Annotated in this window: 15 protein-coding genes and 8 pseudogenes; 11 read left to right on the forward strand and 12 right to left on the reverse strand. The window is 69.0% G+C overall.

All coding sequences use genetic code 11. From position 1 onward, the window contains the following. Together ACF1B9_RS37250 and ACF1B9_RS37255 are read left to right on the forward strand one after the other, a co-directional pair. A partial coding sequence (locus ACF1B9_RS37250; RefSeq protein ID WP_391795976.1) for a DUF4162 domain-containing protein occupies nt 1–390 on the forward strand: 390 nt, incomplete at its 5' end. After that, nucleotides 387–1,178: an ABC transporter permease gene (locus ACF1B9_RS37255; RefSeq protein ID WP_391744314.1), complete on the forward strand. Its 792-nt coding sequence runs from the start codon at nt 387–389 to the stop codon at nt 1,176–1,178. The genes ACF1B9_RS37250 and ACF1B9_RS37255, both read left to right, overlap by 4 nt. On the opposite strand, the gene ACF1B9_RS37260 is transcribed toward ACF1B9_RS37255, so the two are convergent. Then, entirely contained in the window at nt 1,159–1,341 is a 183-nt protein-coding gene (locus tag ACF1B9_RS37260) for a hypothetical protein (RefSeq protein WP_391744312.1), read from the reverse strand. The genes ACF1B9_RS37255 and ACF1B9_RS37260 overlap by 20 nt on opposite strands. A gap of 559 nt (nt 1,342–1,900) precedes the next feature. Between ACF1B9_RS37260 and ACF1B9_RS37265 the strand changes: the two genes are divergently transcribed. The 4 genes from ACF1B9_RS37265 (at nt 1,901) to ACF1B9_RS37280 (ending at nt 5,118) form a co-directional block, all read left to right on the forward strand. After that, on the forward strand, nt 1,901–2,575 hold the full coding sequence (locus tag ACF1B9_RS37265; RefSeq protein ID WP_391744311.1) for an ArsR/SmtB family transcription factor: 675 nt from the start codon (nt 1,901–1,903) through the stop codon (nt 2,573–2,575). Next, nucleotides 2,572–3,309: an SRPBCC domain-containing protein gene (locus tag ACF1B9_RS37270; protein WP_391744309.1), complete on the forward strand. Its 738-nt coding sequence runs from the start codon at nt 2,572–2,574 to the stop codon at nt 3,307–3,309. Before ACF1B9_RS37265 ends, ACF1B9_RS37270 begins: the two co-directional genes overlap by 4 nt. 196 nt (nt 3,310–3,505) lie before the next feature. Continuing rightward, the gene (locus ACF1B9_RS37275; RefSeq protein ID WP_391744308.1) at nt 3,506–4,078 is read left to right on the forward strand and encodes a dihydrofolate reductase family protein; all 573 of its coding nucleotides are present in this window, start codon (nt 3,506–3,508) and stop codon (nt 4,076–4,078) included. A gap of 263 nt (nt 4,079–4,341) precedes the next feature. Then, entirely contained in the window at nt 4,342–5,118 is a 777-nt protein-coding gene (locus ACF1B9_RS37280; protein WP_391744463.1) for an SDR family NAD(P)-dependent oxidoreductase, read from the forward strand. Nucleotides 5,119–5,150: 32 nt separating this feature from the next. On the opposite strand, the pseudogene ACF1B9_RS37285 reads toward ACF1B9_RS37280, so the two are convergent. The 6 genes and pseudogenes from ACF1B9_RS37285 to ACF1B9_RS37310 form a co-directional block, all read right to left on the reverse strand. Continuing rightward, nucleotides 5,151–5,356: pseudogene (locus ACF1B9_RS37285) on the reverse strand (transposase); the annotation flags it as partial. Nucleotides 5,357–5,628: 272 nt separating this feature from the next. Beyond that, nucleotides 5,629–5,931, reverse strand: a pseudogene (locus tag ACF1B9_RS37290) (hypothetical protein); the annotation flags it as partial. A gap of 27 nt (nt 5,932–5,958) precedes the next feature. Then, entirely contained in the window at nt 5,959–6,753 is a 795-nt protein-coding gene (locus ACF1B9_RS37295; protein ID WP_391744306.1) for an SDR family NAD(P)-dependent oxidoreductase, read from the reverse strand. A 97-nt stretch (nt 6,754–6,850) separates the two neighbouring features. Further along, nucleotides 6,851–7,676: pseudogene (locus ACF1B9_RS37300) on the reverse strand (aldo/keto reductase). Between the two features lie 94 nt (nt 7,677–7,770). Further along, nucleotides 7,771–8,187 carry a heme-binding protein gene (locus tag ACF1B9_RS37305; protein WP_391744304.1) on the reverse strand — a complete coding sequence of 139 codons (417 nt, stop codon included), beginning with the start codon at nt 8,185–8,187 and terminating at the stop codon, nt 7,771–7,773. A gap of 58 nt (nt 8,188–8,245) precedes the next feature. Further along, nucleotides 8,246–9,487, reverse strand: coding sequence for an MFS transporter (locus ACF1B9_RS37310; RefSeq protein WP_391744303.1), 1,242 nt, complete (start codon nt 9,485–9,487; stop codon nt 8,246–8,248). Between the two features lie 167 nt (nt 9,488–9,654). Here ACF1B9_RS37310 and ACF1B9_RS37315 point away from each other — a divergent pair, with 167 nt between their 5' ends. Beyond that, nucleotides 9,655–10,122 carry a MarR family winged helix-turn-helix transcriptional regulator gene (locus ACF1B9_RS37315; protein WP_391744301.1) on the forward strand — a complete coding sequence of 156 codons (468 nt, stop codon included), beginning with the start codon at nt 9,655–9,657 and terminating at the stop codon, nt 10,120–10,122. A 766-nt stretch (nt 10,123–10,888) separates the two neighbouring features. On the opposite strand, the gene ACF1B9_RS37320 is transcribed toward ACF1B9_RS37315, so the two are convergent. Next, complete coding sequence (locus tag ACF1B9_RS37320; protein ID WP_391744299.1) at nt 10,889–11,305, reverse strand: Lrp/AsnC family transcriptional regulator; 417 nt, start codon at nt 11,303–11,305, stop codon at nt 10,889–10,891. Between the two features lie 37 nt (nt 11,306–11,342). On the opposite strand from ACF1B9_RS37320, the pseudogene ACF1B9_RS37325 reads away from it, so the two are divergent. The 3 genes and pseudogenes from ACF1B9_RS37325 to ACF1B9_RS37335 all read left to right on the forward strand — a co-directional run. Continuing rightward, a pseudogene (locus tag ACF1B9_RS37325) lies at nt 11,343–11,858 on the forward strand (AzlC family ABC transporter permease); the annotation flags it as partial. 564 nt (nt 11,859–12,422) lie between these two features. Next, nucleotides 12,423–12,608, forward strand: a pseudogene (locus ACF1B9_RS37330) (DUF5131 family protein); the annotation flags it as partial. 34 nt (nt 12,609–12,642) lie between these two features. Next, nucleotides 12,643–12,777 carry a hypothetical protein gene (locus ACF1B9_RS37335; protein WP_391744467.1) on the forward strand — a complete coding sequence of 45 codons (135 nt, stop codon included), beginning with the start codon at nt 12,643–12,645 and terminating at the stop codon, nt 12,775–12,777. A gap of 229 nt (nt 12,778–13,006) precedes the next feature. On the opposite strand, the gene ACF1B9_RS37340 is transcribed toward ACF1B9_RS37335, so the two are convergent. From ACF1B9_RS37340 to ACF1B9_RS37355, 4 genes and pseudogenes are all read right to left on the reverse strand, one after another. Further along, nucleotides 13,007–13,459: a cupin domain-containing protein gene (locus ACF1B9_RS37340; protein ID WP_391744297.1), complete on the reverse strand. Its 453-nt coding sequence runs from the start codon at nt 13,457–13,459 to the stop codon at nt 13,007–13,009. A 55-nt stretch (nt 13,460–13,514) separates the two neighbouring features. Beyond that, nucleotides 13,515–13,836, reverse strand: a pseudogene (locus tag ACF1B9_RS37345) (carboxymuconolactone decarboxylase family protein). Between the two features lie 59 nt (nt 13,837–13,895). Then, a pseudogene (locus tag ACF1B9_RS37350) lies at nt 13,896–14,128 on the reverse strand (SDR family oxidoreductase); the annotation flags it as partial. Between the two features lie 43 nt (nt 14,129–14,171). Next, nucleotides 14,172–14,882 (reverse strand): annotated as a pseudogene (locus ACF1B9_RS37355) (IS256 family transposase); the annotation flags it as partial. A gap of 83 nt (nt 14,883–14,965) precedes the next feature. Here ACF1B9_RS37355 and ACF1B9_RS37360 point away from each other — a divergent pair. Continuing rightward, on the forward strand, nt 14,966–16,549 hold a 1,584-nt coding region (locus ACF1B9_RS37360; RefSeq protein WP_391795977.1), incomplete at its 3' end, for an ISL3 family transposase.

Consider the following 16,549-nt stretch of genomic DNA (forward strand, 5'->3'; position numbering starts at 1 on the left):
TTCCTCACCACCCAGTACCTGGACGAGGCCGACGAACTCGCCGACCGCATCGCCGTGCTCAACAACGGCAAGATCGCCGCCGAGGGCACCGCCGAGGAACTCAAACGGATCGTCCCCGGCGGGCACGTCCGGCTCCGCTTCACCGACCCGGCCGCCTACCGAAACGCCGCCTCCGCACTGCGCGACGTCACCCGGGACGACGAATCCCTCACCCTGCAGATCCCCAGCGACGGCAGCCAGCGCGAGCTGCGCTCCATCCTCGACCGGCTCGACTCGGGCGGCATCGAGGCCGACGAGCTGACCGTCCACACCCCCGACCTCGACGACGTCTTCTTCGCCCTCACCGGCGCGGCCAACGTCCCCAACCAGCCCAAGGAGACTGTCCGATGAACTCCCTCTCCCTCGCCGTCCGCGACTCGAACACAATGCTGCGCCGCAACCTCCTGCACGCCCGGCGCTACCCGTCCCTGACGCTGAACCTGCTGCTCACGCCGGTCATGCTGCTGCTGCTCTTCGTCTACATCTTCGGCGATGTGATGAGCGCGGGCATCGGGGACGGCGGCGCGGACCGGGCCGAGTACATCGCCTACATCGTCCCGGGCATCGTGATGCTGACCATCGGCGGCACCACGATCGGCAGCGCGGTGTCCGTCACCACGGATATGACCGAGGGCATCATCGCACGCTTCCGCACGATGGCGATCCATCGCGGGTCGGTGCTCATCGGGCACGTCGTCGGCAGCGTGCTGCAGTGTGTGATGAGTGTGGTGCTCGTCGGGGCCGTCGCCGCGGCCATCGGGTTCCGGGCCACGGATGCCACGGTCCTGGAGTGGGTCCTGGCGGTCGGGCTGCTGGCGCTCGTCTCCCTGGCGCTCACCTGGATCGCGGTCGGGATGGGCCTGTCCAGCCCGAACCCCGAGGCGGCCAGCAACGCGGCCATGCCGCTGATGGTCCTGCCGCTCATCTCCAGCGCCTTCGTGCCGGTCGACGCGATGCCGGGCTGGTTCCAGCCGATCGCCGAGTACCAGCCCTTCACCCCGGCCATCGAGACCCTGCGCGGCCTGCTGCTCGGCACCGAGATCGGCAACAACGGGTGGCTGGCCGTGGTTTGGTGCGTGGGGCTGGCCGTGCTCGGCTACTTCTGGTCCAAGTCGCTGTTCAACCGTGATCCGAAGTAGGGGCCGACAGCCCGTCCCACTCCGGGGCGGCGTACTCCGACACCGCGTCGGCGTATGCCGCCCCGTCGGCGTTCTCCGACGCCTGCCGGGGCCGCGCCGCCGACATCATCGGCTGGAACTCGCGCTGCTTTTGCAGTCGTTCGCCCTGCGCTTCGAGCACCATGTCGGCTCGCCCTCCTGGGGCTCGGCCGCCAGGTCTTCCTGTCCGTCGCAGTGCGCCTGCCGGATCCGACCTCGGCCGCCGTAGTTGGGCCATGGTGCGTTCGGTGGTCCGTCGGCGGCGGCCGAGCCGTTGCGCGTTCGCGCCCTTTGCGGTCGATCCGGTGCTGGATGCCGCGTGTCGACGACCATCGGCGCAGGCGGTCGTAGTCGTAGCCCTTCGCTCAACGGCCCCCACCGCGAACGGCGGTTCCATCAGTCCGCCGCCCACACGGCCGAAGTCATTCGTCGGCCGTCGGGACCACCGCGTCGGAGGCGAACCGTCCTCGCAGGCGGACGTCGCGCCTCTGCCGGACTCATCGCTTCCGTACGGGCAGCGGCTTCCGGACGCTGCGGCAATCCGGAGTTCCTCCCGGCGGGAAGCCCTGTCGTGCCTTCTCCCACGTCGGGCGGCGTCTGGGCATCCAGGCCCAGGCGCATCCGCGTCGGGGACCATTCGGCGCGCACTCTCCGACAACTTTTCTTTTCTTGACAATTAATTTCGTCGGTTGCATCCTGGAGCGGTGCTGGACGTAGCTGTGATCGAAGAACCCGCCGCGGCCGAGGCGTCCCTGGACCCGATACGGTCCCGGATCCTCGCCGCCCTGGCCGAGCCCGGCTCGGCCGTCATGCTGGCCGCCCGCCTGGGGCTGCCCCGGCAGAAGGTCAACTACCACCTGAAGGAACTGGAGCGTCACGGCCTGGTCGAACTCGCCGAGGAACGGCGCAAGGGCAACGTCACCGAGAGGGTGTACCGCGCCACCGCCGCCTCCTACGTCATCTCTCCCAGCGCCCTGGCCGCCGTCAGCCCGGACCCCTCCCGGTCCCCGGACCAGCTCTCCGCCCGCTGGCTGCTGGCGCTGGGGGCGCGGCTGGTGCAGGAGGTCGGTGCTCTGCTGACCGGCGCCTCCCTGGCCGCGCGACGGGTTGCCACCTTCGGTATCGACGCGGAGGTGCGGTTCGCCTCCGCGGCCGACCGGACGGCCTTCGCCGACGAGCTGGCCCAGGCCGTGACGGACCTCGTGGGCCGCTACCACGACGAGTTCGCCCCCGCAGGGCGCAGCCACCGGCTGATCGTCGGGCTCCACCAGATCCCCGCCGCGCAGCCCGGCGCCCAGGGGAGCTCGGCCGAACCGCAGCAGAAAGCCGGGGGGACACAAGGGCACGAATCCGAAGCACGACAGGAGACCCCGCGATGACGCACCCCTTCGAGATCGAGCAGGAGACGACCCTGTCGGCGAGTCCCGAACAGGTCTGGGAGGCGATCGCCACCGGACCGGGGATCGACTCCTGGTTCATGGGGCGCAACGAGGTGGAGCCGCGCGAGGGCGGCACCGCCGCCATGGACACCGGGGGCAACCGGGAGGAGTCGGTGGTCACCGCCCACGAACCCGGCAAACGCTTCGCCACCCGCACGGCCACCGCCGAGGACGGCCGCTTCATGGCCTTCGAGTACCTGATCGAGGGGCGCGACGGCGGCAGCACCGTGCTCCGCATCGTCCACAGCGGTGTGCTCGGCGACGACTGGCAGGACGAGTACGACGCGTTGCGCCGCGGCTGGCCCTTCCACCTCCACACGCTCCGCGAGTACCTGGCCCACTTCCCGGGACGCACCGCCGTTCCCGTCTTCGCCGTGGCGCCCTCGGGCGAGCGGCCCGGGCAGCAGGTCCGGGCGGCCCTCACCCGCGGACTGTCGCTGCCGAGTCCGGCCGCCGTGGGGGCGCGTGCTCACGCCGAGCCGGCCGGCCTACCGCCGGTGAACGGCGAGGTGACCTGGTCGGACGACGAGCGCATCAAGGTCCGTACCGCCGACGGGATCTACACCTTCCACCACTTCCCCGGCGTGGTGCTGATGTTCCACCACCTCTTCGGCCCCGACACGGACGGCGCCGAGGCCGCCTGGCAGCACTGGCTGACCGGACTCCTCGCCTGACCTCTGGCGGGCCCGGGTGCACGGCCACCCCGTCGGGCACCGGGGCCCGCTTCGCCCGTAGAACTAACTGCCGGACCAGCCGCTCTTTGCAGCGGCCACCGGCACCTCACCATCGGGCGCCTGCGCCGTGAACGCGGCCCGAGCGCGCACCGAGCAGTCACACAACGCACATCCAAGACACCGAGGAAAGATTCTCATGCGCACTGTGATCAGCACGGCCTTCATCTCGCTCGACGGCGTCGTGGAGGCGCCGGGCGGCGAACACGGCTACCGGAACTCCGGATGGACCTTCAAGGCAGTCGACTTCGTCCCCGAGGCGTTCGAGATCAAGGAGCGGGAACAGCAGGAGTCCACCGCGATCCTGATGGGCCGGGTCAGCTACGAGGCGTTCAGCCCGGTGTGGCCGGACATGGCGGAGTTCGCGCATTACAAGGCGGTGCCCAAGTACGTCGTCTCCACCACCCTTACCGAGGACAAGGTGGTCTCCAACTGGGGCGAGACCACGATCTTGCGCTCCCTCGACGACGTCGCCGCCCTCAAGGAGACCGACGGCGGCCCGATCATCGTCCACGGCAGCGCCTCGCTGAACAACAGCCTCTCGGACGCGGGCCTGATCGACCGCTACCACCTGCTGGTCTTTCCGCTGCTGCTCGGCGCCGGCAAGCGCCTGTTCAGCACCACGGACAAGGACACCCAGAAGCTGAAGCTGGTCGAGCACGAGGTCTACAGCAACGGCCTGCAGAAGCAGGTCTTCGACGTCGTCCGCTGACGACGCTCCGGGCATCCCGCCATGCCCTCGCCTGTGAGGGCATGGCGCCCCGGCCACTTGCCGGCACAGACACGCGCTGACCTCGTCATCGCCGTGGGTCAGGCAATGCAGCCTGGCCCACGGGACGACAACCACAGGTGGCGTGCCGCCGCCTGTCTCCACCCCGAGACTGGGCCCACCGCCTTCGGCGCCAGTTGCTGGGGACGTCGCCCGCAGGTGAACCGCATGAGTCCACTCGTTGCGTGCAACAGCGCTGTTGCCGTTTGCTTCGGCGGGAACGCGGGCGTGCTTCGACTGAGAGGGTGGGGCGGACATGGCGCGAGGTTGGTGGCACTTCATGGTGCGGGCACGGCATCCGACCCCCGACAGGCACGGATGGTGGCGGCTCAGACCCCGGTGGCACGGGTGTTGCGGAGTGCCGTGATCCCTTCGTCGAGCGCCGCGCGGAGGTGGGTGGAGCGGCCGGTCGACAGCAGGATCGACACCCCGCCCTGGATTCCCGCCAGCAGAGCTGCTGCGGTTCTGGCATCGACATCCTGGTGAACAACGCCGGCATCTACCCGAGCCCTTCCACCGCCGACACCGACGAAGAGACGTTCGACCGAATCTACGGGGTCAATGTCAAGGCTCCGTTCTTCCTGACCGCAGCGCTGGCTCCCGCGATGATCGAGGCCGGCGGCGGCGCAGTGATCAACCTGGGCTCATGGATCGCCCGGCTCGGCGTCCCGGTCGGTGCCGTCTACAGCTCCTCCAAAGGGGCGATGGAAGCGCTCACCCGCGCCTGGGCAGCCGAGTTCGGTCCCCGCGGCATCCGCGTCAATGCGATCTCTCCAGGCGTGGTCCACACGCCGCATCCGGACGAGACCGGGGTCCACCCCGGCGACATCATGATGAAGGGCACCCCGGCCGGTAGCTTCGGACTTCCGGACGCGATTGCCCAGGCAGCGGTCTACCTCGCTTCCGACGAGGCGAACTTCGTGCACGGCACGGTCCTGGACGTGGACGGCGGACGCACCGGCGTCGCCGTCATTGCTCAGTGACGCCGAACTGACGTACATCGAGGGCGTGTGGAGTCGGTGCGGATGATGTGCGCCAGGACCGGGGCGTCGCCGGGGTCGGACTTCCTGCGACTCACGCCGTGGCGGTCTCGGCAGTGGGAGGCGCCAGCGGGTTGATCGCGAGCACCCGGCGGCTGCCGGATCGGAGAGTGGCGACGAGCCGGTCCCGGCTGGGCCTGATGGCCATCGGGACCGAGGTCTCGGGGCTGTCGCCGTGGTCGGTCGGCCAACAGATCCAGAAGTCGACCGTCGGGCATCGGAGCATGCCTGTCGGCCCCGTGTGCCCCGGACGGTCAGGTGGAGTGGGGAACCCTGCCTGTGCCGTCGGGTGGCACGCCGGAGTCTCGGGGCATCGGATGTGATCAGGTCGCTCACGCCTACGGGGACGAAGCGTCCGCTCCACTGGACTTCGGCGGCTTCCGGCCTGCCGGGCATGGTGTGGAGGCGGAGGGTGGAGAGGCGAGCGCCCCGGCGCCGTCGAGGCGTCCGGCGGCGCGGGCCCCGGCGTGCGCGGCCGCCCTGCTCGGAGACGCTCTGCGGGATGTAGGGCAGCCAGTCGGGCAGGAAGTGGAAGCCGCCGATCAGGTTCCAGACCTCATCGAGGGAGGCCTGGACGACGCGGCTGACTGAAGTGGATGCCATGGTGGGGTCCTTCGTGCGTGTGCCGCCGACCAGGACGCCGGAGCTGTAGGGGCCGCCGACGACCATGCCGACGCCCTGTTCCTGTGCCGCGGGCAGCAGCCGCTGCAGCGCCCGCCGGTGGTCCAGCAGGGTGTAGCGGCCGGCCAGGAGGAATGGGACGCCGTGGTCGTCGCCGTTGGCTCAGGGCAGGATGGAGTCGACGTAGCCGCCGTCGACGCGCACGGCGCCACCGGTGGTGGCGGAGGCGTGGGGCGAGGCGAGGTAGACGACCATGTTCGCGATCTCCTCGGGCTCGATGAGGCGCTGAATCAATGACTGGGGACGGTACTTGACCATGAACTCGTGCTGCGCCTCGTCCCAGGGCAACTCGTTGCCGACGAGCTCGCGGACGAATCCTTCGACGCCGCCGGTGTGGGTCGGTCCGGCGATGACGGAGTTGACGGTGACGCCGGTACCGGCGGCGTCCTTGGCGAACCCGCGGCCGACAGCGAGCAGCGCGGTCTTCGTCATGCCGTAGTGGATCATTTCGGCGGGGGTGGCCACGGCCGAGTCGCTGGCGAGGTTGAGGACCCGCCCCCAGCCCCGCTCCTTCATGCCGGGCAGAAAGGCACGGATGAGCCGGACGGCGGAGAGGACGTTGACTTCGAAGTAGCGGCGCCACTCGGCGTCGTCGATCTCCAGCGGAGGGGAGGCGCCGAAGATGCCGAGGTTGTTGACGAGGATGTCGACCGTGGGCACGGCCTTCAGTACAGTGGCGGCTCCTTGCTCCGTCGCCAGGTCGCCCACGGCGCCGGTGACGTCGTCGCTGCCGGAGTCGGTGCGTACCGTGCGGACGGCCCCCGCGACACGCTCCTCGCCGCGGCCGTTGACGACGACGCGGGCTCCCGCGCGGGCGAGGCCGGCGGCGATGGCGTGGCCGATGCCCTGGGTGGAGCCGGTGACCAGAGCAGTGCGGCCGGAGAGATCGATCTGCATGATGCGTTCCCCTCGTCGAGGCTGTGGAGCTGCTGAGGCGATGTCGGCGTCCCGGAGCGCCCGTTCGACGTGGACGGGCGCTCCGGGACGTTCGGGATCAGTTGAAGGTGTCGGGGTCCGGGCCGGTGCGCAGACCCCGGTCGAGGCACGCGAGGGCTGCCATGTCGGCGTCGGTGAGCTCGAAGCCGAAGACGTCGAGGTTCTGCCGGATGCGGTCGGGGGTGACGGATTTGGGGATCACGATGTTGCCGGTCTGCAGGTGCCAGCGCAGCACGACTTGCGCCGGGGTTACGCCATACGCCTCGGCGACTCCCACGATCGCGTCGTCCCCCGAGTGCCGCGCCCTGGGCCAGTGGACTCCAGGCCTCGGTGGCGATGCCGTGCTCGGCGTGGAATGCGCGCAGCGCGGTCTGCTGGAGGCCGGGGTGGAGCTCCACCTGGTTGACCGCCGGGGTGATGCCGGTGTGCTCCAGGAGCTGCCGCAGGTGGGGGATCTGGAAATTCGAGACGCCGATGGCGCGGGCACGCCCGTCGGCGAGAATCCGCTCCAGCGCCCTGTAGGTCTCCACGTACAGGTCGCGGGCCGGGGTGGGCCAGTGGATGAGATAGAGGTCGACGTGGTCGAGGCCGAGCTTGTGCAGGGAGGCGTCGAACGCCGCCAGGGTCCGGTCGTGGCCCTGGTCCTCGTTCCACAGCTTGGTCGTGACGAACAGCTCCTCGCGAGGGAGGCCGGAGGCGGCGATGGCCTTGCCGACACCGCGCTCGTTGCCGTAGATCGCGGCGGTGTCGATGCTGCGGTAGCCGGCCTTCAGGGCGCTGGTGACCGCGGTGGTGGTCTCCGCGTCGGGGATCTGGAATACGCCGAATCCCAACTGCGGAATGGCCACACCGTTGTTGAGCGTCACGTTCGGCACGGAAGTCATCAGGTGTCCTTTCTTTGGTACTGCTTTGACAGGAACGCGGAGCAGGGAGTGGCCCGCCGGTGCCGGCCACCGCCGCCCCGCCGGTCGAGTTCGGTCAGAGAGCCTGGAGAGCGGTCCGGGCGAAGGCGTGGTCCTGCTCGGGGGCGCCGCCGCCGAGGCCGAGGGCGCCGATGAGCTGTCCGTCGCGATGGATCGGGACGCCGCCGCCGATGAACAGCAGGGGCCTGTCCAGCGCGGTGGCCAGGGAGTGGAAGGGGCCGTCCGGCTTGACCAGGTCGACCAGGTCGGCCGTCGGCGCGTTCAGCTGCAGGGCGGTGTAGGCCTTGGCCGTGCTGGTTTCGCCGGAGACGAGTACGGCGCGCTCGTCGCGGCGGAAGGCCAGCAGGTTTCCGCCGGCGTCGAGGACGGTGATGCTGACGGGGACGTCGGCCGCGTCGGCAGCGTGGCGACCGGCGAGGACGAGGGTCTCCGCGTCGGTAGCGGTCAGCGGGGCCACGGTGGTGGCGCTCATGGGAGATTTCCTTGCATCGGTGGGGGACACGCGGCCGGTGCGGCGCGGGTGCGGGGGATCAGAAGCGGACAGCTCCCGTCGCGGTGGGAGCGGCACCGTGGTCGGAGGCCTCGGCGGGGTCGAGGTTCGCCGGGGTGGAAGCCGCAGTGGTGCGGTTGGGCCGCAGTTCGAGCCGGTGCGAGATGACGGCCAGCACCAGGGCGGCGGCGGCCAGGACAGCCCCGACGGCGTTGGGTGCGGTGTAGCCGAGGCCGGAGGAGATCACCAGGCCGCCGAGCCAGGCGGACAGGGCGTTGCCCAGGTTGAAGGCGCCGATGTTGGCCGCGGAGGCCAGCGTCGGCGCCCCGTGGGCATGGTCCAGGACGCGCTTCTGCAGCGGCGGGACGGTGGCGAAGCCGAGAGCGCCGATGAGGAAGACGGCCACGACGGACGCGGCCTTGCCGGAGGCCAGGAAGGTGAACAGCAGCAAGACCAGTGCCAGGCCGCCCAGGGCGGTGTAGAGCATGGGCATGAGCTTGCGGTCCGCGAAACGGCCACCGATGAGGTTGCCTGCCACCATGCCCAGTCCGAAAGCCACCGTCAACCAGGTGACTGAGGATTCCGCGAAGCCGCTGACCTCGGTCATCATCGGCGCGATGTAGGTGATCGCGGCGAACACGCCTCCGAAGCCGAGGACCGTCATGGCCATGGCCAAAACGACCTGGACGTTCTTGAAGGCGGCGACCTCGTGCCGCAGCTGTACTCCAGCCGGCTTGGGTACGTCGGGTAGGAGCTTGGCGACGCCGGCCAGGCCGAGTACGCCGAGGGCGGCCACGAGCAGGAAGGTCACGCGCCACCCGGCCCTCTGGCCCACGAACGTGCCCAGGGGCACTCCGACGACATTGGCCACGGTCAGGCCGGTGAACATCATGGAGATGGCGCCGGCCTTCTTCTCCGGTGCCACCAGTTCGGCGGCGACGACGGAGCCGATGCCGAAGAAGGCGCCGTGGGCCAGCGAGGCCACCACTCGGCCGATCAGCATGACGGCGAAGACCGGGGCGACGGCGGAGATGAGGTTGCCGAGGATGAACAGTCCCATGAGCAGCATGAGCATGTTCTTGCGAGAGATCCTGGTGCCGAGGACGGTCATGATCGGTGCGCCGATCATGACGCCGAGGGCGTAGCCGGTGACCAGGAAGCCAGCCGTCGGAACGGACACACCGAGGTCCGCGCCGACCTGGGGCAGCAGCCCCATGATCACGAATTCCGTGGTGCCGATTCCGAAGGCCCCTATGGCCAGGGCCAGCAGTGCGAGTGGCATGACGAGGGTCCTTTGACCTACAGAGTGAAGTTGCGTGAGCGCCTTACGTGCATCAGCAATAATTGCACACGAGGACTAGTGGCAAACGCGGGTATGGTGAAGTCCGTGATACGGGGCACTTCCCCTGCCTGCCCCGCCGCTGCACGACCCGACCGAGGGAGCTGCTCATGACCGCCACCGGCCTGGCGATGACCGCCCTGGGGCACAGATGGTCGGCGCTCTCGTTGCTGCATGGACGTATCGAGAACAGGGTCGAACGTGCGCTTCAGACCGAGCACCGGTTGAGCGCACGCGAGTACTCGCTGCTGGACGTGCTGAGCCGTCAGCACGACGGCGAGGGCGGACATCTGCAGATGCGACAGGTCGCCGAAGCCGTCGTCCTCAGCCAGAGCGCCACCACGCGGCTGGTGACCCGGCTCGAAAACCGCGGGCTGCTCTCGCGCTACCTGTGCCCCACCGACCGCCGCGGCATCTACGCCGATGTCACCGACGACGGCCTGCGCCTGCTGGAGGAGGCCCGCCCCACCCACAACGCCGCCCTGCGCGAGGCCCTCGACCAGGCAGCCACTGAGCCCGTGCTCGCGCCCCTGGCCCACGTCGTCCAGCAATTGCAAGGCGGTGTCCAGCCGGTATGACCGGCCGTCGCATGAACGGCCGGTTCGTGTCCGGCGGAGACGGCGCGGCGCCATAGGGCAGGAAACCGCTGACGGGGCGACGAGGGGCAGGACGAGGCGGACGCCGGTGATCGGCGTCGCGGCGAACGTGAGGGCCCCATGAATGCCGAGACTGTCCCGCGCGCGGCCGTCGGCACGCGGTCGGGCAGTACAGCGGCCGGCATCCTGCTGGCGCCGGTGCCGGTGCCGGTGCCGGTGGCGGCGGCCTGCGCCGCGCACCCCGCAGCGGCGATCGGGGCTGTCCTGCCGTCGGCGGGCAGGCTGAACCGGGCCCCGCAGCTACGGAATGGCGCCTTGAGTCAGGCGTCCAGGTCGTTCCCGTACCCGACTGCGCCGTGCGGAACTTCCGTGCTCCGCGGTCAGCGCCGAAGCCGGGCACGGGAACAGGCGCGTGCGGGAGAGCGGCTTGCCGCCATGGCCAGCGGTCACGAGGACCCCCCGGTGTGCGACACGGCCGGGGCGGAGGCGGTCGTGCGGCTGGAGAGGTTCGGCGACCGGCTCCGCTTCATGCGCGAGACACCCGGCGAGGCGCGGATGCGCAGACCGATGGACCGCAACGACCCGCGGGGCCACCCCGGCCGGTTCGTCACCTGCAACGACAATCCCGACCGGCACCTCCGTCGACCACCGGCCGACGCCGCAGACGCACCATCTCTGCCGGGGCGCAGGCCGTCGGCCTGCAACAACGCAACTCTGCAAGCAAGCCCCAAAGCCCCGCCGGTGACGGTCAGTCGTCGGTCTTGATCTTCTTCATGGTCAGGTGGGATTCGACGCGCAGGATCCCGGGGAAGCCGGTGAGCTTGCCGGTGAGGAACACGTTGTAGGCGGCGTGGTCGGCAACCGCGACGCGGAGGAAGTAGTCGGGACGGCCGAACATCCGGCGGAACTCGATGACCTCCTCGTACGAGGCCAGCGTCTCCTCCAGCGTTTCGATGGTCTTCAGGTCGTTGGCGTAGACCTCGATGTCGATCACGACTTCCAGGCCCCGGCCGACGGCTTCCGGGTTGATGACGGCGCGGTAGCCGGTGATGACACCGGCCTCCTCCAGGCGTTTGAGGCGGCGCAGGCACGGCGGCGGGGTCAGCCCGACCCGTTTGGCCAGTTCGACATTGGTCAACCTCCCGTCCTGGCGCAGTTGAAACAAAATTGCTCTGTCGACGGCATCGAGGTGAAAGTCATTGACCGCCGTCGTCTACGCCGGCTCGTTCGAGTTTCTCCTCGTGAACCTGGCCCTTGCGGTCACGCCGCTGGCGACGGTCGCGCTGACCGCCTTCCTGGTCAATGTCCGGCACGTGTTCTACGCGCTGTCCTTCCCCCTTGACCGCGTGCGGGGGCGTCTCGCCAGGACCTACAGCACCTTCGCCCTGACCGACGAGGCATACGCACTGACCACCGGCGAACAGGCCCGGTCCTGGTCCGGCGCGCGCATTGTGTGGCTGCAGGTGTTCATGCAGCTGTACTGGGTCGGCGGTGCCACCGCCGGCGCCTTGCTCGGCTCGGTGGTACCCAACAGCGTCACCGGCCTGGACTTCGCGATGACCGCCCTGTTCGCCGTGCTGGCCCTCGACGCCGTCCGGGAACAGCGCGGTGACCTGCCCACGCCTGTTCTCGCGCTGCTCAGCGCCCTGGCTGCCCGTCTGGTCTTCCCCGGCCAGATGCTGCTGGCCGCCTTCACCTTGTTCACCGCCGCTCTTCTCGACAATTCACCACCGGCAAGCGAACCGGTGAGGGGGCGTCCCGTGCCTGAAACCCGTCACCTGCTCCTGGCCGTGGCCGTCTCGGCCGCCGTCACCTGGTGGTGTCCGGACGGGTGGTTCGGGGGTGTTGCCGGACCGGCGACGCCAAGAGCCCTTCGCTCGTGTGGGCAGGGTTCCTCTTGCAGCAACCGAGTCTTTATCGTGCCAGAGAGACATTGCATGAACCTCATCGTGCGGACCGGGTTCGCTGCAGCCGTGACGGTCGGAGTCGTCGCAGCGAGAGTCGCCCCGCCTCCGCCACCATCGGTACCGAGAACGCCCGCATGGTGGCCGGTGCGGGGTTTCGGTGCACACGCAGGCGACGGTGTTTTCGCGCGGAGGTTTCCGAACCCTCGCCGGAGCCGCGCCGGGTGAGCTTGTTCGGTGGGGTCGGCTCCTTCCAAGGCTGTCGGAGGTCGGTGGCCAGCCGATGGTCAGGACGGAGCCGGGTGTGGGCGCGGCCGTCGTCCTCTGGTGTGAACGTGGCCAGCTCGCCCGCGGGTACGTCGATGACCGGCGCCGAACGTGTGGGTCGGGACCTCGATCGAGTCGGATGAGTACTGCTGGCAGGCCGACGAACTGCGGCGCATCCCGGCAGCCATCCGCTTCCTGCCTCCGGAGCCGCTGCTGGGCCCTGCGCCATCTCTGGACCTGACGGGGATCGACCGGGTGACCGTCGATGGGGAGAGCGGTCCGCATCAGCGGCTGCTGGACTCGGCATGGGTCCGCGACATCCGGAACCGCTGTGTCGATCGCCAGGTTGTCCTGCTTCTTCAAGCAGATCGGCGGGCTCACCGCGAAGGCCGGCGGCCGTCTGCTGGACGGTCGGACCCGGGATGAGCAGCCCGCCAGGGTGGCGGTCGTGGTGGCTCGTGCCTGACAGACAGACCCGATCGCGCTCGTGTTCGCTCCGTTCAGTCCGACGCCGGGCGTCGGGGCGGTGTCCTGCGTCTCCTTGCAGTCGTCATCGATGCGTATTGCGAGGGCATCTGACCGGTAGTCGATTCGGACCGACGCCGTGGTGGCGTCCCCGTGACGAGCGATGTTCCGCGAACGCGAGGCCGTGGTCCTGGTGGCGCGAGGCCTGTCCGCTGTCCGGGCGCTCGATCTCATGAGCCCCCTCCTGTCGAGGGGGCAGGTGCAGCTGGGGATCGGTACTTGCTGTTCAGGGCGTTGGCGTATTGCTCGTCGGTGACGGGTTCGAGCCACGTCGTGCCGTCTCCGTTGCCATTGCCGACGACCATGGCGATGTGGGCCATGAGGGTGGTGTCGGTGGCTCCGTGCCAATGCTCCTCACCGGCCGGGCACTTGACGGTCTGGCCGGCCGAGACGCGTACGACGTTGCCGTCACGGGTGCCGACCAGGCCGGTGCCGTCGGTGATGTAGAGGGTCTGGCCGTTGGCGTGGGAGTGCCAGTTGGTGCGGGCTCCGGGCGTGAAGCGCACCAGGGCGGAAGCGAGGCGGGCGGGTTCGGTGGGCGTCTCGATCGGGGTGAGGTAGACGTCGCCGGTGAAGCGTTCGGCCGGGGCCTTGACAGTGGGGGTTTCGGTGGTGTGTTCCATGGCGATTGTTCCTTGACCGGGTCGGGGAGCGTACTGACGGGCATGTGCGCCGATATCAGGCATCGTGTTCGTCGACGATCTTCTTGAGCTGATTAATTGCGGTCATGGCGTTGGGCCAGCCGGCGTAGAAGGCCAGGTGGGTGATGGCTTCGGACAGTTCTTCGACGCTCAGGCCGTTCTGCAGCGCCACACTCAGGTGGTAGGGCAGCTGTTCGCTGCGGTAGAGGGCGGCCAGGACGCTGACGGTCACCAGGCTGCGGTCGCGCGGTGAGAGACCGGGGCGCTCCCAGATGTCGCTGAAGAGGACGTCATCGGTGACCTCATACGAGCTTGGGAGCGATCGTTTCCAGCTCCTTGGGGGCGGACTGCTTGGGCATGGTGTCACTTCCTTCTGTGTACGGGTCGTGCCGGCGCAACCCGGTCGCTGGCCGTGTGGTCACCGGGCGAGGTGGCCGCCGTCGACGCGCAGGGCGACCCCGGCGGCGAAACCGGCACCGGGAGTGCACAGCCGCAGGACGGCCTGGGCGATCTCGTCAGCGGTGCCGAGCCGGTTGATGAGCCGGCCTGCTTCGGCCTCTGCGCGGGCGAGTTCTCCCTCGGCGATCACGTCGCTGACCGTGGGGTGTCGATGATGCCGGGGCGGACGGCGTTGATGCGGATGCCGCGCGGGGCGGGGTCTGTCAAACGAGCGGTGTAACTGGGGTTGTTGGAGTTACTGACGGGCTGCGGAGAGGCGCCCGTCGAAGGTGATGTCGAAGGCGTTGAGTGCGGTCTTCCAGCGCATGGTCCAGCGGGCTTGTCCCTTGCCGGTGGGGTCCAGGGACATGATTGCCATGTAGACGCACTTCAAGGCGGCCTGCTCGTTGGGGAAGTGTCCGCGGGCCTTGACTGCCCGCCGGATCCTGGCGTTGACGGACTCGATCGCGTTCGTCGTGCAGACGATGCGGCGGATCTCGGTGTCGAAACGGAGGAACGGCGTGAACTCCTCCCACGCGTTCTCCCAGAGCCGCACGATCGCCGGGTATTTCTTGCCCCAGGCATCGGCGAACTCGGTGAACCGATCGAGTGCAGCCTCCTCGGTCGCCGCGGTGTAGACGGGCTTGAGGACACGCGCGATCTTGTCCCAGTCCTGGCGGGCGGCATAACGGAAGGAGTTCCGCAGCAGGTGGACCACGCAGGTCTGGACCGTGGTGCGGGGCCAGACGGCCTCGACCGCGTCAGGCAGGCCCTTGAGCCCGTCGCAGACCAGCATGAGGACGTCGTTGACACCGCGATTCTTGATCTCGGTGAGGATGTGCATCCAGTGCTTGGCGCCTTCGCCGCCGTCGCCGGCCCACAGCCCGAGGATGTCCCGCCGGCCCTCGACAGTGACCGCCAGGGCCACGTAAATGGGCCTGTTGGCTACCGCCCCGTCGCGGATCTTGGTTCTGTCGACGATCTTGTGATCTGGACGGCAGGGCGAGCGCTTCCGTATGTTCGCGATCATGCATCGCGTGCTCTCGTGATGTGCTCCTGAAGCTGTTTCCGTACCTGTCTGCGTTGCTGATCGAGGAGGTCGAAAGGCGGCCGGGCGCGGTCGTGTTGAGGACGCGGGTGCGGGCGGCGACCGCGGCCTGCCGGTGCGGCCAGAGCTCTGGGCGGGTGCACGGCCGTTACGTGCGGCGGCTGCGTGATGTCGCTGTCGGTGGTCTGGGTGTCGTGGTCGAGTTGTGTGTACGCCGTTTCCGCTGCGAGAACCCTGCCTGTGCCGCGGTGACCTTCGCCGAGCAGGTCGCGGGCCTGACCACTGCGCACAGCCGCCACACCCCACTGCTGCGCGGGGTGCTGACGCAGATTGGGCTCGCCCTGGCCGGCCGGGCGGGAGTGCGTATGGCGGCCGCGGTCGGCGTCGCGGTGGGGCGGGACACGCTGTTGCGGCTGGTCAGAGCACTGCCCGATCCGGAGGCCGGTGCGGTGGAGGTGCTCGGGGTGGATGACTTCGCCTTCCGCAAGGGTCGTCACTACGGCACCGTGCTGATCGACATGGACACCCATCGTCCGCTCGATATGTTCGACGGCCGCGACGGCGAGGACCTGGCCGCATGGCTGCGTGGTCACCCCGAGGTCAAGGTCATCTGTCGGGACCGTTCCAGTGGATACAGCGAGGGCGCACGGCTTGGGGCACCGCAGGCCAAGCAGGTCGCCGACCGGTTCCACCTGTGGCAGAACCTCGGCCAGGCCGTGGAGAAGACAGTAAACGTCTATCGCTCCCGGCTGGCCGAGCCGCTGCCCAGCCCTGGCCCTGCGAACCCTGCGGACGCGGAGCCGAAGACACTGCAACCGCTTCCCGAGCTGAAGATTGTTTCCCGGCTGCGCGATCAGCATGCCGCCGTCCACGAGCTGTGGGAACAGGGCATGTCGAAAGCAGCCATCGGCCGGAAAATCGGGCTCCATCAGGCCACCGTCCGCAAGCTCGTCAACGCCCGCTCCGTCGACGACGTCATCACCAAGACTCTGCAGCGCGCGCACGTTGTCGATCCGTACACCGGCTACCTGCATCGTCGCTGGAGCGAGGGCGTCAGAAACGCCGCCCAGCTCTACCGGGAGATCAAAGAACTCGGTTACCCAGGAGGCGAGTTGGCCGTCCAGCGCCACCTTCGCCGCTACCGGGACGGGCGCGGCCACGCACCGGCCGTCGGCCCCAAGCCCCCGTCGGTCCGCGAGGTCACCTCCTGGATCATGACCCATCCCGAACACCTCAACGACGAGGTCGCCGGCAAGCTGCACCACCTGCGCGAACGCGACAACGGTCTGGACCGGCTCACCCTGCACGTCAGGAAGTTCGCCGCCATGATGACCGGACGCCACGGCGACCGCCTCGAAGACTGGATCACCAGCGTCGAGCAGGACACCCTGGCACCGCTTGCATCCTTCGCCCGCAACCTCCGCCGCGACCTCGACGCCGTCCGCAACGGCCTTTCTCTGCCGCACAGTTCTGGAGCCGTCGAGGGCAACATCAACCGGCTGATTCTGTGGAATCTGATTTGTCAACATCATGCCTATTTGAGCAGTTCCATGGTCCACTCTCGTTGCTCGGCGGTGTCTGGGACG

The organism is Streptomyces sp. NPDC014727 (assembly GCF_043083485.1).
In the GTDB taxonomy this organism is placed as follows: domain Bacteria; phylum Actinomycetota; class Actinomycetes; order Streptomycetales; family Streptomycetaceae; genus Streptomyces.

What these genes read in the sequence shown, in the direction of transcription:
- ACF1B9_RS37260 (WP_391744312.1), bottom strand. Translation starts at nt 1,341, where the DNA reads ATGGTGCTCGAAGCGCAGGGCGAACGACTGCAAAAGCAGCGCGAGTTC.
- ACF1B9_RS37310 (WP_391744303.1), bottom strand. Translation starts at nt 9,487, where the DNA reads ATGCCACTCGCACTGCTGGCCCTGGCCATAGGGGCCTTCGGAATCGGC.
- ACF1B9_RS37275 (WP_391744308.1), top strand. Translation starts at nt 3,506, where the DNA reads ATGCGCACTGTGATCAGCACGGCCTTCATCTCGCTCGACGGCGTCGTG.
- ACF1B9_RS37305 (WP_391744304.1), bottom strand. Translation starts at nt 8,187, where the DNA reads ATGAGCGCCACCACCGTGGCCCCGCTGACCGCTACCGACGCGGAGACC.
- ACF1B9_RS37255 (WP_391744314.1), top strand. Translation starts at nt 387, where the DNA reads ATGAACTCCCTCTCCCTCGCCGTCCGCGACTCGAACACAATGCTGCGC.
- ACF1B9_RS37295 (WP_391744306.1), bottom strand. Translation starts at nt 6,753, where the DNA reads ATGCAGATCGATCTCTCCGGCCGCACTGCTCTGGTCACCGGCTCCACC.
- ACF1B9_RS37315 (WP_391744301.1), top strand. Translation starts at nt 9,655, where the DNA reads ATGACCGCCACCGGCCTGGCGATGACCGCCCTGGGGCACAGATGGTCG.
- ACF1B9_RS37340 (WP_391744297.1), bottom strand. Translation starts at nt 13,459, where the DNA reads ATGGAACACACCACCGAAACCCCCACTGTCAAGGCCCCGGCCGAACGC.
- ACF1B9_RS37270 (WP_391744309.1), top strand. Translation starts at nt 2,572, where the DNA reads ATGACGCACCCCTTCGAGATCGAGCAGGAGACGACCCTGTCGGCGAGT.